The 17,387-nt window shown below is 44.2% G+C and carries 11 protein-coding genes; 4 read left to right on the top strand and 7 right to left on the bottom strand.

Annotated features, from left to right (window positions below; genetic code table 11):
* The 5 genes from leuD to IEY67_RS07565 all read right to left on the bottom strand — a co-directional run bounded on the left by leuD (position 1) and on the right by IEY67_RS07565 (position 7,498).
* Complete coding sequence (leuD, locus tag IEY67_RS07585; RefSeq protein WP_183669010.1) at positions 1-591, bottom strand: 3-isopropylmalate dehydratase small subunit; 591 nt, start codon at positions 589-591, stop codon at positions 1-3.
* A gap of 33 nt (positions 592-624) precedes the next feature.
* Entirely contained in the window at positions 625-2,022 is a 1,398-nt protein-coding gene (gene leuC, locus IEY67_RS07580) for a 3-isopropylmalate dehydratase large subunit (RefSeq protein ID WP_122357080.1), read from the bottom strand.
* Positions 2,023-2,040: 18 nt separating this feature from the next.
* Positions 2,041-3,537 carry a 2-isopropylmalate synthase gene (locus tag IEY67_RS07575; RefSeq protein WP_122357082.1) on the bottom strand — a complete coding sequence of 499 codons (1,497 nt, stop codon included), beginning with the start codon at positions 3,535-3,537 and terminating at the stop codon, positions 2,041-2,043.
* A gap of 353 nt (positions 3,538-3,890) precedes the next feature.
* A complete protein-coding gene (locus tag IEY67_RS07570) occupies positions 3,891-5,312 on the bottom strand; it encodes an L-fucose/L-arabinose isomerase family protein (protein WP_183669008.1) in 1,422 nt (473 codons plus the stop codon).
* A 14-nt stretch (positions 5,313-5,326) separates the two neighbouring features.
* On the bottom strand, positions 5,327-7,498 hold the full coding sequence (locus tag IEY67_RS07565; protein ID WP_183669007.1) for a glycosyl hydrolase: 2,172 nt from the start codon (positions 7,496-7,498) through the stop codon (positions 5,327-5,329).
* A 270-nt stretch (positions 7,499-7,768) separates the two neighbouring features.
* Here IEY67_RS07565 and IEY67_RS07560 point away from each other — a divergent pair, with 270 nt between their 5' ends.
* From IEY67_RS07560 to IEY67_RS07545, 4 genes are all read left to right on the top strand, one after another.
* Entirely contained in the window at positions 7,769-8,284 is a 516-nt protein-coding gene (locus IEY67_RS07560; protein WP_122375838.1) for an RNA polymerase sigma-70 factor, read from the top strand.
* 120 nt (positions 8,285-8,404) lie between these two features.
* Entirely contained in the window at positions 8,405-9,319 is a 915-nt protein-coding gene (locus tag IEY67_RS07555; RefSeq protein WP_183669005.1) for a FecR family protein, read from the top strand.
* Positions 9,320-9,627: 308 nt separating this feature from the next.
* Positions 9,628-12,720: a TonB-dependent receptor gene (locus IEY67_RS07550; RefSeq protein WP_158583242.1), complete on the top strand. Its 3,093-nt coding sequence runs from the start codon at positions 9,628-9,630 to the stop codon at positions 12,718-12,720.
* 13 nt (positions 12,721-12,733) lie between these two features.
* Positions 12,734-14,377 carry a RagB/SusD family nutrient uptake outer membrane protein gene (locus tag IEY67_RS07545; protein WP_183669003.1) on the top strand — a complete coding sequence of 548 codons (1,644 nt, stop codon included), beginning with the start codon at positions 12,734-12,736 and terminating at the stop codon, positions 14,375-14,377.
* A 108-nt stretch (positions 14,378-14,485) separates the two neighbouring features.
* Here the strand turns inward: IEY67_RS07545 and IEY67_RS07540 are convergent, their stop codons facing one another.
* Positions 14,486-15,649: a purple acid phosphatase family protein gene (locus IEY67_RS07540; RefSeq protein WP_183669001.1), complete on the bottom strand. Its 1,164-nt coding sequence runs from the start codon at positions 15,647-15,649 to the stop codon at positions 14,486-14,488.
* Between the two features lie 129 nt (positions 15,650-15,778).
* Complete coding sequence (locus IEY67_RS07535; RefSeq protein ID WP_183668999.1) at positions 15,779-17,371, bottom strand: RagB/SusD family nutrient uptake outer membrane protein; 1,593 nt, start codon at positions 17,369-17,371, stop codon at positions 15,779-15,781.
* Positions 17,372-17,387: the final 16 nt, after the last annotated feature.

The raw sequence follows: 17,387 nt of genomic DNA, 5'->3' as shown, positions 1-17,387 counted from the left end.
TTACTTTCTGTTTGCTTCGTACGCTTCTATTTTAGACTTATTCGCCAGTAGATAGTCGATATCGTCCAGACCGTTTACCAGGCAATCTTTCTTATAGGCATTGATATCGAAAGGTTCAGTTTTTCCGGTTGCGTTGTTGGTGATTGTCTGGGCAGGCAGATCGACCGTCAATGTCGCTTTCGGATCAGCTTCTACGGATGCGAATATCTCAGCCAGGAACTCCGGAGAAACAACAACCGGAACAAGACCGTTGTTCATGGAGTTGTTCTTGAAGATGTCAGCGAAGAAACTGCTGACAACGACACGGAATCCGTATCCGGCAATCGCCCAGGCCGCATGTTCACGGCTCGAACCGCTACCGAAGTTCTTTCCGGCTACCAGGATCTCGCCTTTATATGTATTCTGATTCAGCACAAAGTCCGGATTAGGGTTGCCCGCCTTGTCATAACGCCAATCGCGGAAAAGATTATCGCCGAAGCCCTCGCGTGTGGTCGCTTTCAGAAAGCGGGCCGGGATGATCTGGTCTGTGTCTACATTTTCCAGAGGAAGAGGTACACAGGTGGATGTTACTATCGTGAATTTTTCTTTCATTTCGTTCTTTTGATTTTTCAGTTCGTAATCTTATTACATTAAATCTCTCGGATCGGTAATCTTTCCCGTTACCGCTGCAGCCGCAGCCACCAACGGACCGGCCAGGATCGTACGTGCACCGGGCCCCTGACGTCCTTCGAAGTTACGGTTGGAAGTAGATACGGCATATTTACCTGCCGGGACCTTGTCTTCATTCATTGCCAGACAAGCCGAACAACCCGGCTGACGCAATTCAAAACCGGCTTCCGTCAGGACTTTATCGATACCTTCCGCACGGATCTGGCGTTCTACCTGCCAACTTCCCGGCACCAGCCATACGATCACATCGTCGGCTTTCTTCTTTCCTTTCACCAAAGAGGCGAAAGCGCGGAAATCCTCGATACGGCCATTCGTACAACTTCCCAGGAAGACGTAATCGATTTTCTTGCCCATGATCGGTTCACCGGCAGTGAACCCCATATAGTCGAGCGATTTTTTATAAGAGATACGACCGGCTTCATCTACGCTTTCCATAGCCGGAATGCTTTCGCGGATGCCCATGCCCATACCAGGGTTGGTTCCGTAAGTCACCATCGGGTCGATATCTTCCGCATGGAATACGATCTCCTTATCGAAAGATGCATCCGGATCGCTGTATAACTCACGCCATTCAGCCAGTTTCTTTTCCCAAGCCTCGCCACGGGGAGCAAATTCACGGTCTTTCAGATAATCGAAAGTGACCTGGTCCGGAGCGATCATACCACCGCGGGCACCCATTTCGATGGACAGGTTACAGATGGTAAGGCGTTCTTCCATCGTCGTATTACGGATCGCTTCGCCGGCATACTCTACGAAATAACCGGTAGCACCTCCGGTAGTCATTTTACTGATAATATAGAGAGCAAAGTCCTTTGCCGTCACACCCGGCTTACGCTTACCGTCGATAGTAATACGCATCGTCTTCGGCTTACGCTGCATAATACATTGGGTAGCTAATGTCATTTCCACCTCGCTGGTACCGATACCGAAAGCGATAGCGCCCATAGCGCCGTGGGTAGAAGTATGGGAGTCGCCGCAAACGATCGTCATGCCCGGTTGGGTCAAGCCCGTTTCCGGTCCTACCACATGGATAATCCCGTTTTTCGGGTGCTGCAAACCGTAATAAGTCAGGCTGAAATCTTTCGCATTCTTTTCCAACGTGTCCACCTGGTTCTTGGAAACCGGGTCTTCGATGGGTTTTTCCTGATGCAATGTCGGAATATTATGGTCCGGCATACAAGTGATCTGTTCCGGACGGAACGGCTTCAGGCCACGGGCACGTAACCCCGCAAATGCCTGCGGACTGGTTACTTCATGGCAGAACAGACGGTCGATGTAAAACTGGATCGTTCCGTCGGGCAGTGTGTCTACCACATGTTTTTCCCAAATCTTCTCAAATAATGTCTTGCTCATTGCTAATTATGTATTATGTTATTTTACGAACTTATTGATTGCGTCGATAAAGGCTTCTACAGAAGCGGCAATAATATCGGTATTGGCGGCAAAGCCGTAGTAGTTGTTTCCATCGTATTCCACCTGCATATGTACCTTACCCATATCGTCGCTACCCTTATTAATCGCCTGAATGAGAAATTCCTGGATAGTCATCGTACGATGGATGATCGATTTAACCGCTTTGATGGCAGCGTCTACCGGACCGTTACCGGAAGCAGCAGCTTCAAATTTTTCGCCTGCGATATCCAGACATACACTGGCTACAGACTGTAAACCGACACCCGATGTCACCTGCAGATAATCCAACTTGATACGGTGCATGGCTGTGCGGTCTTTTCCTGCCAGCATCAACACATCGTCATCGTTGATATCTTTCTTGCGGTCAGCCAGTTTCAGGAATTCTTCATATACCTTATCCAGTTTTTCCTGGCTCAGTTCCACCCCTAACACACTCAGACGATGTTTCAGGGCTGCACGTCCGCTACGGGCAGTCAACACGATGGCATTATCGTCGATACCCACATCTTTCGGGTCGATGATCTCATAGCTTTCACGGTTCTTCAAAACGCCGTCCTGGTGGATACCGGAAGAGTGAGCGAAGGCATTACGTCCGACGATCGCCTTGTTGGGCTGGATCGGCATATTCATCAGGCTGGAAACCATACGGCTGATACCGTAGATCTTCGTAGTATTGATATTGGTTTCAATGCCGCGCTCTTTATGGCTGCGGAAGATCATGGCGACTTCTTCCAGTGAAGTGTTACCGGCACGTTCGCCGATACCGTTGATAGTTACTTCCACCTGGCGTGCCCCGTTCAGGACACCCTGTACGGTATTGGCAGTCGCCATACCCAGGTCGTTATGGCAGTGTGTAGAGATAATTGCATTCTGTATGCCGTCTACGTGTTCCATCAGATATTTGATCTTTGCTCCATATTCGTCCGGCAGGCAATAACCGGTCGTATCAGGGATATTCACAACGGTAGCACCCGCTTTGATCACCGCCTCGACGACACGTGCCAGATAAGCATTGTCCGTACGCCCGGCATCTTCACAGTAAAATTCAATATCTTCAACATATCTCTTCGCATATTTCGTAGCAGCGATGGCACGTTCCAGAATCTCCTCCTGATTGGAATTGAATTTATAACGGATATGATAATCCGAAGTACCGATACCGGTATGGATACGTCCGCGTTTAGCGAACTTCAATGCTTCGGCGGCAACATCGATATCTTTCTCGACAGCACGGGTCAACGCACAGATAGTAGGCCATGTAACGGCTTTGGATATCTCAACCACACTATTGAAATCGCCCGGACTCGACACAGGGAATCCTGCTTCAATCACATCCACACCCAGCTCCTCGAGTGCTCTGGCAACCTGAATCTTTTCAATACTGTTTAACTGGCAACCCGGCACTTGCTCACCGTCACGTAACGTGGTGTCGAAAATAAATAATCTGTCTGACATAATCTTATACTCTTAAATTTGTTTATATTCTTGTTTGTATCCATAAAAAAAGCCTCTCTCACCAGGAAGTGAGAAAGGCTCTTTAATATCTTCATGCATCAGAAAAGCACGTACAGTCTCACTTCCTATCCCGTTCCCAGAGTAGAATAATGTTTAGAGAAATAATGAGACTATTTGCTATGTTCTGTTTCATTGTCTTTTTTTATTTAACGCTGCAAAGATACAGCCTTTTTCCAAACCACCAAATATAAAACGATATTTTTTATGTGTTTTTTCTTATAAACTGAAAGAGGAAACACAATTGAATCTACAATTCATTAGTTTATGTTTCCTTTTTCACTTATAAATTGCTGTCAAACCTTAACAATCGGTATTCCCAGCAGGAATGCAATTTTTTCCAGTTTATCTATCTGATGGCCAATACCTATCGCACAGTGATGGGAAGGTCCTGCTTTGCTCCAGTTATCGATAAATGCGCGGGCGCCGCAGGTAAAACGGTAACGGCTGTTCGTATTACCGATCTTCAGCGTCGGGCCTTCTACTGATTCTCCTTCTGCCGCCAGCAGGAAGATACCGTCTTTCCCTTCGCAGACCGACAACAGGGTTACCGGACCATGTTTTACCGTCATCTGAATAGAAAGTCCTTTACCCGGTTTGCCATGATAGACCGGCAGCGGAACCAAACGGACTTTTCCTTCGGATATCGCGAAATGGGCGGGGCCATCATGTCCCAGCATAACGATATCATCGTTAAAATCAAGTGCATAAAATTCAGAAAAAGAGCCGCCTACTCCCAGCAAAGACATGATCTTCATTGCCTGGACATTCTTCACTTCACATTCGCCGGCAATCGGTATATTCCGTCCTGTCAGCAGGGTATTACCGGCGATAACGGATGTTACTATATTTTCGTATTCATTGCCTGCATACCCTTCATAATAATAAGCCATCGATCCCAGGTCATGAGCATCGATCAAACGGTCCAGCGCGATCGAAGTACGGGCTGCCCGATCCAGTTCATAAGGTTCACACTGGCCGTCGATATCAAAACAGGCATTGAATTCATCCAGTTTATCCTTTACATCTTCCTCCGTGACATTGTCGCGATAAGCCTTCAGTTCACACATTTCCACGATTTCCACATGCGTCCCGAAAACAGACGACTGCTGTGTCAAATCGGTATATACGTCCAACATGCCACAGTAATAATGGCCCAGAATTCCCATACGGTTATTCTTCATGCCATTCACCACACGGACAGCATCGATCCAGTTATTAATCTGTTTCCACACATACTCTTCCTGCAGATAGCCGCTCACAATTTCATACGGGATGCCGGAACGGTTGAATACGCTGGCAAACTCGGGCACGGAACAAGCCTGGCAATGTGCCAGCCACTCCCCTGTCATTTTTCCTCTGTCACCCAGATTATTTATATAGTCATAGTCGATGGCTGCGGCCGGCTGAATATTCAACAGGATAACAGGTACTTTTACGCGTTGGGCAAGCGGTAAGACAGTCGATGACAACGCATAAGTGGAGATAAACACAAACAAAATACTAATATCTTCTTTCTTTAAATCTTCTGCCACATCCACCGCTTTAACCGGATTATCGGCAATCCCGGCATTAATGACTTCCGTATCCGGACGGGACATTTTCGATGCAATCCAATCCTGGTACCCGCAAAGGCGCGCATACAACCCCTCAAATTGTGGCCAATACGTATCCAGGCCCAGCCCGACAAGGCCGACTTTTGTTTTTCTTTTTTCCATGGTATATATCTTTTCTAATGAATATTATCGATCAGGAATACTGATGAATTCTTTTCTATCGGTAACACAACTGTCGTCGTTTCCATACCGTGAACATTCTTATGCTTATATGCCACTTTGGCCTGCTGCCCTGTATGAGGATCCAGCAACACCGGTTTCAGTTTGCCACGTAACACGACATTTGCACGGTATGGCTTCTCTTTTAAATTAGCAAAATAATAGACTGACTGATCTTTCAACTCCTTATGTATATAATTCAATTCGGCCCCTTCTTCAAAAGCCACATCAGGAACACGGCAGGACTCTGTTATGGCAGCCCGCAAAGCATCGGGCGCGGGTTTACCGATGAAAAAAGCTTTACCGGAAGCTGAGGAGCCGGCAGCCAATATCCGGGCAATCTTATCTTTCACTTCCTGATCCCGTCCCGGTTCCACAGATTTTTCCGGCAATTGAGTTGTAAAGATCACATTTCCTCCGGATTGGAAGAATGATTCTATCTGCCGCAAGGTTGACAAGGAGATTGTTTTTACTCCCGGAACGATCAGCAACCGGAAAGTTTCTTTGTTCACCTGATTATCCAAATGCAACAGTCCCTTCTCTACCCGGCATTTTTCAGACAGAACTTCCGGATGCAGGTACGTAAAATCACGTCCTAACGTATCCGTCAATAAGGCGGAGATATGCGTATAATCCGTATTTGGAATGATTACTCCCCCCTCATAAAATCCCAGTTCGCCGTCCAGCACATGTTCTCCCTGCAGGGACTCGATCGGATAGAGCACAGCGATATCCGCCACATGTCTTCCTTCCTGCTGCAGGATATAGTTGAGACGGGAAAGAAATTTATTGAATGCCGGAAGAGAGTCCCGGTACAATTCGTTCCGCCAGGAAAGTTCGGGCAGGAAAGTGACATTCTGATCGTTATACCAGACAGCGTGAGGGATAAGTGTGTTGATCCCTTTCGTATATTGTTCCATGGCGATATGGTAAAGCGTCTTTACACTTATATTCCCCATGGCACCATAGGTTTCGGACATCACCTGGCGTTTATCCCAGTTGTTCGCAGAAGAGGATACCACTTTATAGAACAGTTCTGTCGGACGCCCTCCGCCAATCTTGTCGATACCCGGAATATCCATATATTTTCCACATAGCATCAGGTCGCCGGAAACACTGACCGGATTCGCGATCTCTTCCTGGTCCTGATGACCGGTAGAAGAAATACCATGAGCCGATGCCCATTCTGCGATCGTTTTCATAAAACCTTCAGCATACAGATGTGCCCGCAATCCGAACAAACGGTTTCGTGCGGATTGGGTTTCTTCACCTATATCATACCATAATGCCGGATACAACAGTTCGGGAGATTCTCCATAACGAGAGATGAACTGCTCATTAAACTTTTCTGTCCACATACGTCCTTTTGCCCGGTACATGGTCGGTTCGTCAAAAAAAGTCTCTATGATCGTATTTCCGAAATAAGACGGAAAACGGTCATAATAAGCCAGATGTGTTTCTTTTACAAACAATTTAACAGCTTCCGGATTCAGATAATCGACATTCGGGTCACCGTCTTTCACACAGACGAAAAACATGATTTTCCAGGCACCCTCCGGCACTTTCCACTCTAGTTTTCCGGAACGGATATGCTGTTTCAATGAGATACGGGATTTTGTCAGCGTATCCATTGCGACAACCGACATCAGCTTCCCGGCAGGAACTGCCTGCTCAAACACATCTCCGGGAAGTACCTTATATTCGACCTTATCCAAGCGTTTGATAGTTGCGTCCGGATATTTATTCATAAAACGGGGAACTCCATCGGCATTGATAGCCCCCATGCTTCCGCTGGGAAATCCGTACTCATCGTACAGGGATAAATGCACATCTAATTTCTTAGCCTCTTTTATGATCTTACCATACAGGTTGAAATAATCGTCCGACAAATATTCCGGTTTAAAATCCTGGCCGAAAGGAAGGATGGCACAACCACCATAGCCGTCTTTTCCGACCATCTGGTGAAACTGATCCAGTAACTCCGTTTCTTTTACCGTCGTGTTATTCCAGAACCATAAAGGGATAGGCTTATATTTATTCTCCGGGTTCGCAAAGTCCGCCTGGCTGATCTGAGCCGATGCACCTAAAGATAGAAACGATATACATATTGTTAAAAAAGAGGTTTTCATGAAAGATTCTATTAATTTGTACAATTATTAAAGTTCTATGATTGCACAAATATAGAATCTCTCATTAACAGTTTCTTTCTAAAACTGATTCAATTCTTTCTATTTTTGATAGTTCAGCCGGAACACCCTAATGCAGAAATGTAGAATATTATTGAAATGAATGTAAATAGCAGGAGCAAACTATTTTATATAAGATTATTGTTTAAATTTGTCGCCAAAGGAGTCGCACACTAATAATTATAATATACTCGATTTGCTTCTAATACGATTATGACCGAAAAATATAATTCCTTCACAATTCTCTATGAGCAGCAGTATGAACGTCTGTTTCGTTTTGCCCTGCACTTCGTTCCCGACCATGAAGATTGTGAAGATATATTGGCGGATGTATTTGTCAGTATCTGGGAAAACTGGGATTCCTTAAAAAAGATAGATAACCTCAACTCTTATCTTTTCACCGCCATAAAGAACAGATGTCTGAAATTTCTGAATAAACGTAATTATTTCGAAGAATATATCGAAGACCTGCATATCCATTTGAGTATCGACCATACAACACCGGAAGCCCTGCTGGACTCAAACGAAATAACCGGAATAATAGAAGATGCGCTGAACCAACTCCCCCAACGGTGCAAACTGATCTTCCTTATGTTAAAAGAGGATAACCTGAAATATAAAGAAGTAGCCGATATCCTGGGTATCTCCGAAAAAACGGTGCAGGCACAACAGATCATTGCAAAGAAAAAGCTGACAGAGATTGTGGGACATTATATAAAAGATAGATAACAAGACAAATCCCTTAACTGTAAACCACGCAGAAGCAACTAATCGTTAACAAACACTAAATATCAATTTTCTTTTAGGCATAAATAATCCCCCGAGGATTTTATTTATAAAAGAGAAGATATGAGTAGTCAAAAACAGTCAAATCATCCATGGGAAGTTTTATCTGACGTAGAATTAGCAGATAAGCTGGCTGAGCAAATCCGGAGCCAGGTTGATCCGGAAGCCATCCGGAAGCGCAAAGGAAGTGTCCAGGATAAAATCCTTACCCGGATACAGCTACGAAAAAGACAAAAGGAACGGAGGATTCTTTTTGTTTCAATTGCAGCTTCCCTACTCGTACTATTCACTATCGGATATAACTTCTTTACAGATAGTCCGGAAAACGAGCATATGGCCTGGCTTGAAATATCTACCCCAAAAGGGGTACGCGATTCGGTATTGCTAGCCGATGGCAGCAAAATATTTTTAAATGGAGGTTCTAACCTGAAATATCCGAAACAATTTACAGGAAAAACACGCGAAGTGTCTTTTGTAGGGGAAGGCTATTTCGAGATTGCAAAAAATGCGGAAAAACCTTTCCTGGTTAACACCGGGCTTATCGATGTGAAAGTTTTAGGGACCAAATTCAACCTGAAAACTTATGCGAACGATATGTCCGTCGAAACGATACTGGAAGAAGGTCGTGTCCAGATCAGCCATCCGGCCTCCAATCAGATGCTGGAGATGAAACCGAACGACTGTGTTACCTTCGACAAACAGATGAATACGTTTTCAAAAAAGCAGGTGGACCCGTTAACTGCATCCATGTGGAGAACCGGTAAATATTCTTTTTACTCCACCCCGTTTCCGGAGTTCGCCCAGACATTGGAAAGAGGGTTTGGTATAACATTTATCATTGAAAATCCGGAAGTTGCCAACCGCCACTTCACCGGCGATTTTATCCGGGGAGAAACTATTGATGAGATATTGAATATCCTGAAAATAAGTAGTGGACTAAACTATCGAAAGGAAAACAATATTATCACGATTAAATAAGGAATTACTAAAACAATCAGAATATAAACCTAATCTAATATCGCCTATGGTATAACATCTCAAAAAAAGAATAGGAAATATTGGCGTATTTCCTATCCTCTGCGTTTGCAGAAGCAAACACGTAAACTTAATTAGCAATTAAATTTCTTCACAAAAGTATGAAAAAAAAACAAGACAAGCATCTCGTTTCAGGCATTTATTGTCCTAAATTGAAGCGAATTATGAGAATTACAGCCTTTTTTCTAATTTGTTGCGCTTTATATGTTTCAGCAGAGACATACTCGCAAACTAAAGTTTTTTCATTTATCATGAAAAATGCAAGCATAGAAGAAGTTCTATCTGTTATAAAAAAGAATAGCGAATACTCCTTCTTCTATGAGGATTCCCAAATCGACCTCAGCCCCAAAGTATCAGTTTCCGCTAAAAAGGAAACTGTTTCAAGTATTTTAGATAAAGTATTAACAGACAAAAACATCAGTTACAAGATAGAGAACAAACATATCATTCTCTATAAAGCAGAACAGAAAAGCCAGCAGGCGAATAATAAGATTTCGATAAAAGGACAGGTTTTCGACAAACAGGAACCCCCTTCTCCCCTGCCGGGCGTTACCATCCAGATAAAAGGCAGCAACCAAGGTGTGGCCACCGATCTGGACGGACTCTTTCATATCGAAGCCCAACGCGATGATATACTGGTTTTTTCCTATATTGGCTATAAGCCGGTCGAATATCTGGTTAAACGCCATCAGTCGAACCTGATCATTTCGCTGGAAGAAAATATCAGTGCGCTGGAAGAAGTTATCGTAACCGGTTTTACGGAAGAACGAAAACTGAACAGTATCTCTTCCATCTCGCAGGTAAAGCTGGATGCGACACTGAATAACAAACCGATCACCTCTTTATCGCAAGCCCTGCAAGGAGGTGTTACAGGTATCACGGTAACACAATCGAGTGGTTTGCCGGGAGGAGATGCGGCAATAATCAAGATCCGTGGTGTTACGATGGGGAATCTGTCACCCTTGGTTTTAGTGGATGGCATTCCAATGGATATGGATAATCTCGATCCGACCACCATTGAAAGTGTTACCGTATTAAAAGATGCGGCAGCGGCAGCCATTTACGGGGCTCGTGCGGCTAACGGAGTTATCGTTGTAAAAACCAAAAGAGGACAACCCGGCAAAATAAAGGTCAGTTACAATGGATATGGCGGTGTACAAAAAGCTACCTATATGCCGGATTTTGTGAATGCTCCCACTTACATGAGAATGATGAACGAAGCTTACAAAAACAATGGGGGTGATCCGGTCTACACAGAGGATGCGATACAAAAAACAATCAACCAAAGTGACCCCTACAAATATCCGGACACCAACTGGACAGATTTATTATGGAAAAATGCGACGATACAAAGTCACTCGATATCGGTCTACGGAGGTAGTAGCATCGCCCGTTTTGCCATTACAGGTAATTATATGGCACAAACCGGTTATGTAAAGGATTTCACATACGACCGTCTGAACCTGCGGGCAAACACCACTGTCAGTTTACGGGAGAATATCACAGTAGGTGTCGACCTGAACGTAATTCGTGGCACACAGCATAAGGCCAGTGTAGACGGTGCGACCGGGGCTTTCAATCCTATCTGGTTATTATACTGGACACCTCCGACTATCGTTGGCAAATATCCGCAAAGGGAAGGAGACCCCAATGAGTATTACGGGAACTACGGATCGAGTATGAGAAATCCCCTGGCACAAATCGAAAAAGGGGGATTCACAGAGAACCTGACAGATAACATAAGTGTAAACTTACAACCCAAATGGGGAATAATTCCCGGTTTAAACCTGGCCGGACAATTCAGTTACCAGGTGAATAGCGGAGCAACCAAAGGAGACCGGCGTGCTGTCAACTTCTTCGATTACGATAACGGACAGCTCATCGCTACATGGGCAAACTTTCAGCCATCGTCAACCTGGCGCTCCAGTTATTATTATATTGGAGGAACTGTCGACTATACCAAGACATTTCATGAAAAGCATCGTCTGTTTGCCATTGCCGGAGTAAATGCCGAACTGAACAACAGTGGTGTATGGGATGAATATGCCATGCAATCCTTGTTAGCAAAAGCAAACTATACCTATGATGACCGCTATTTGTTCGAAGCGACTATTCGCCGTGACGGATCATCCCGCTTCGGCCCCGGAAACAAATTCGGTTGGTTTCCATCCGGAGCCATCGGCTGGAATGTAAACAAAGAGTCTTTCCTGAAAGAGGTTAAATGGATAAACAACCTGAAGTTAAGGGGTTCTTACGGGTTATTAGGAAACGAAAATATCGGAGCCTATAAATACCAAAGCACCATCGATCCGGGAAATGGTTCCGAGATTGTTTTCGGGAATCCGGATATCTCCTGGGAAAAAGTAGCCATGTTCAACACGGGAGTCGACTTCAGCATTTTCAATAATATGATAGACATAACCTTCGATTATTACGACAAACTCACTTCCGACATCATCTTACGACCGCCCTTGTCTGCTGTCGGCGGAATCGGCCAATCGGATATCAATGCCGGGGAAATCAGAAATAAAGGTTGGGAATTCAGCATGAATTATATGCAAACATTCGGAGACTGGAGTGTTTCTGCTTTCGGGGGAATATCGCGCAACAAGAACAAAATCGAGAAATTACCGGGAGGCCCTTACGACGGAGGTAGCCATATCGACAAAGAAGGGCATGCGCTGAGCAGCCACTACCGATATGTCTCAAACGGATTATTGCAGGAAAGTGATTTTATCCTGCAAAGCGACGGTAGTTATACACCCAAAGAGGGTATTGTCATCATAGACGGACAACAACCCGGAGACATTCGTTATATGGATCTCGACGGGGATAAAATGATCACGGCAAACGACCGTAAAGTAATGGGAAACGGAGAACCTGATTTCAACTACTTTGCCAATCTGAGCCTGAACTGGAAAAATATCGATTTTGAAATCATGTTGCAAGGTGTATCGGGAGTCGATGCTTATTATGGAGGAGTCTATTCCGATCCTATCGGTAATGCAGCCAGTCCACAGAATTTCCATCTGGATTATTGGACAAAAGAAAATCCGAATGCCCGCTTTCCCCGCCTGACACCGACTTCCGGAGATAATGGTAAATCATCCGACTATTGGTTTTTCGATGCCAGTTACTGCCGGGTGAAGTATATTCAGCTTGGTTATACGCTCCCCTCTTCCTTTACCAATAGATACTGGGTATCTAATCTGCGTTTTTTTGTAAACTTACAGAATCCGTTCACGATAGCCAAGGAGAACAAGATCGATCCGGAATCAAGAGGAGGAGAAAGTACATATCCTCTGTCAAAGACCTATTCTGCAGGTATAAATATTTCATTTTAAAAGAAATACAGATATGAAAAATACATTATTATTATCGACTCTTATCGTTTTACTATCCGGTTGCAGCGATTTTCTAACACGGGATAATCCATTCGGAGCAACCGACGATACGTTCTGGAAAACCAGCGGTGAAGTAGAATCAGCCTTAAATCTCTGCTATTCGTTACCTTCCGGCTCACTACATTATACATCCCCTTATGCATCGATCATTCATTATGAAGGATTTACCGACAATACGTATCACGGAGCCGATTTCGGAGGTTTTATTACGACCATCGGTAACAGTACCATCACTTCGGATAGTCCCAATTCCTTTGGAGGTATCACCGAGGTATGGAACGCTTATTACAAGAATATCCGGAACTGTTGCCGTATGCTTGAGAATATGGACAAGGCTTACTTTATCGACCCGAATGAAAAAGAACGAATGCGTGGGGAATGCATTATTTTACGTGCATACTATCATTGGGAATTGTTTAAATACTTCGGATATAAAGAAGGTATCCCTGTTGTTGATCATGCTTTATCGCCGAACGAGAATTTTATGGAACGTTCTACCCCCGAAGCTGTTACCGATTTCATGCTGGCGGAACTGGACCGGGCACTGGCTATCGAAGCACTACCTTTCAAATATGAAGATGCTAAAAAAGACAGAATGGATAAAGCCGTAGCCCTGTCCCTTAAATCGATCATAGCCCTGAACACCAAACGTTACGATGTTTCCAGACAAGCTGCCACGGAGATTATAAACAGTGGCCGGTACGAATTATTCTACACCCATGCGGAAGATGACGATCCGGCTCGAAATTTCAGGGATTTATTCCGGACAGTCAGTATGGACGGAGCAAATAAGGAACGAATCCTTATCAAACCGGCAGGATGCAAAGAAGCTTATTTTCGTTTTTCCGGTCCGGGATTGGGGCAACAATGTACCTCATGGCCCACGCTCGACTTCGTGAACGCTTTTGAAACCAAACAGGGTAAAACCTTGGAAGAATTAGGTGCTGACTCGTTGGACATCTATATGAAAGATCCTTTATATAATGACAATCGTGACCCACGCCTGTATGCAACCATCGTGATGCCTTACGACAATACAACTTTCGAGCAATATACTTACGACCCGTGGGGTGAAGGACCGGAAGCAGTCGGCAGGCCCAACGCTTCCCGAAGCGGTTTCATGCTAAAGAAGTTTTATGATCCACAGGACCGGACCAGTCAAAGAAACGATTATATGATCATCCGGTATGCCGAGATCCTACTTAATTATGTAGAATGCCTGATCGAGACCGGTCAATACAATCATGCGGACGTATTAAACTATATAAATGATATACGGAAACGTGCCGGTCAGCTACCTGTTACTGCAGCCGAATACAATAGTGAAGAAAAAGTACGCAAACTGTATCGCCGGGAACGCCGCATCGAACTCGCTTTCGAAGGAACCCGTTATATGGACATCCGTAGATGGGATATCGGTGAAGCAACAATGAATGGTCCTATATATGGAGCAGTAAATCCGGTTACCGGAAAAAAGGTACAGATAGAAATAAGACAGTTCCGGAAAAACAAGAATGAAGTCTGGCCAATACCGGAAAGTGAAATTCTGGCTAACCCGAATTTAAGGCAAAATCAAGGATATGTAGGTAAAGACTAATATCATTTTATACTATGAAAAGAACTCTCTAACCAATCGAACAACAAAAATTCCCGACGGGCAGCAACAACACTACCTGTCGGGAATCATTTATATCCGGCTCAGTCTTTACTTATTTACAATCAGTTTATCGACCTCTTTTCCATCCTGATCAAGAACCTTTATGCTTAGTTTATTATTTTGAGCCTCAGCTTTCAACACCGTATTATTAGAGTTTACAATAACCGGAAATTTCACACCGTCCTTCGCTTCATTCCGTATATAACGGTGAAGATGACCACAAAGCATGATATCGACACCGGCATTATTGAGTAACGGTATAAACTTGTCAAGCACTTCCTGATCGCCATGCCAACCACCAAAAGGAGGAATATGGCAAACGACGACTTTGAAAGGTGCTTCTTTATATTCCTTGCTTTCAAGTACGCCTTTCAACCATTCAGCCTGTTCCGTACGGTACTGGTCATACACGTTTATACCGGCATATTCCAGATCCGAATCCGGCTTATCTTCTCCGCTGTCCAGGATCACAAAACAGACAGGTCCCTGGCGAAACGTATAATAGATATGCTCTTGCTTAGGAGAGAAATAATCCTGGAAAGCCGTGGCAAACGAGCCGCGCGTTTCATGATTTCCCCGGGTATAGTACATCGGTATTTCAGAAGCAAAAAGTGCTGTCGCCTTATCCATAAAACCTTCGAATATTTCCTTTTCACTATTGAAAATAGAAACCATATCCCCATTGAACAGGAACATATCGGTCGACTTTAAATCGCAATGAGATATAAGCTTTTCCAATACGTCGCTTTTTCCATGAATATCGTTCACCATCGCAAAATTTACCGTTTGCCTGCCGTGGTCACTGGTCTGAAACGCCAATGGTTCTTTTCCGTAAACAGAGGTGGCGGCTACATTTCCATATATAACCCGCCAGCCCACATGGCTCAGAACTTCCTGTGAATAGACCCGATAACGATAACGCGTCCCAGGTTTCAATCCCTTCAGATGGACAGCATGAACGGTAGATGTCAGCTTGATACCGTTTTTCGCATTAAAGAATTTCGGGCGTTCCGTCTGATAATAGTGTGTTCCGTCGTCAGGCGCCAGTTCCACCCATCCGATCGAAGGCTTGTTGACTGTCCATACAATTGTTACTTCATTCTCACCCAGATTCTGCAGATAGGGGGCATGGGTAATTTTAATATCTTCCTGAGCAAAAACAGGGAGAGCAGTCAATAGAAAAAAGAGAAAGAAAAGACTGATCTTCTTCATGGTATTATTTTAAGTTATTAATGATTTGAATTATACAAAGATACAAAAAAAGGCATGCCTTTAAAGACATGCCTCACTTCTTTGTTTATATTGTCTACAAGTTAATTTCCTCTAGTATGAGATCACGTATCATTGACCGCTCCAGGGATTCTGGTCAGCTTCTGAGATTGCATCGTTATTAAGGATCTCCATTTGAGGGATCTGGCAGAAGAAACGATAATCATTCGATTCCAGAATTCCCACAGGTTGGGGATCGCTGACATTATAACCATTCAGATATTGCATACCCCACACATAATGTCCGGCAGGATTTGCAGCCGTTTCGCCATAACGAATCAATCGCTTCTGCAAACGAACCAGATCATAAAAACCAGCCTGTCCTTCACAGATCAGCTCTTTACGCCGTTCTTTGTAGATATCTTCCAATAATGCATCCCCACCTCCGTTGGTTGTCGGAGTTGCATTACGTGCTACCTGCAAACGATTCAATAAAGTCAGAGCCTCTCCTGTACTTCCTTTCTGAGCAGCAGCCTCCGCCATGATCAACAGCATTTCAGCACCACGCATCAGGCATACTTCAGGACGGGTAGCACTTTGGATCACACTTCCACCATCTTCTCCGTAATGTTTATACTTATCGAACGCCCATTTAGTATTGATCTCTTTGTTTGCGTTCTTTGTACGTTTCCAGAATTGATAACGGTCTTCCTTTTCTTCAAACAATTTCACAAACTGCTCATCTACAAAGTAATCCAGGAAAGAATAGATCGGACCATCCGCATATCCTTCGCCATAACTTTCATCCTGGTTGTACCAGAAGTTAAACTGCGTACTACCTCCCAGGTTATTGTCGGCAGTATACTTCATCGCCCATACAACCTCTGCATAATTACCGGAAATCATGTCATCGAAACCTGAACGATACTGTTCGCGCGTCATCAACTGACTATGATTGTCATAAACAATCTTAGCTTCACTGTAAGCACCTTCCCAGTTTTGCATCACCAGATATACACGGGCCAGGATACCGGAGCAAATCTCAGAGTTTATAAACCACAGGTCTTCCGGACGATAATCAGTAAGCAACGACTTGGCAGTAGTCAGATCGGATACGATCTGGGTATATATCTCTTCCACGGTTGAAAAACCTTTATGAGACTCATCAGTGGAAGACGTACGCAAGATTACCCCCCGTTTGTTTTTGGCAATAACATACGTCTGCTGGTAATTCTGGATCAAATGGAAATATTGGATTCCACGCATAGCCAGTGCCTGCCCCTTGATATGCTTCTTTTGCGTTTCATCACCGCTGGCATTATCCACATTGGTCAGGATAATGTTAGCACGGTTGATCACGTTATAGCACATCGACCATATCTTGGATGCATTTCCATCCGCCTGAGTCTTTGCATTCGAATATTGATAAGACGTGACCTGATCGCCTCCCATATTGGTATGACTCACAATATCCGCACCTCCTGCATCGACATACATCTGGAAGCCCGGAAGTCCGGCAAATACACGATCGCCTTTATCCGTATTAAAATACAACTGTTTATAAGTCGAGGTCAAGACTTTTTCCAGCTGGGATATATTTTCGAGCACATCCGTATCATTCACTTTCACATACGAACTGGTTGTCAGATCGTCATCACATCCTGTTAGAGTAAAACCTACAAGAGCGAGGGACAGGAAGGATATGTTTATAAATAATCTTTTCATAAATATCTTTTTTACA

It is taken from the genome of Parabacteroides faecis, assembly GCF_014647375.1.
GTDB classification, from domain to species: Bacteria; Bacteroidota; Bacteroidia; order Bacteroidales; family Tannerellaceae; genus Parabacteroides; species Parabacteroides faecis.
This window is presented reverse-complemented; position numbering and strand designations above follow the sequence as displayed.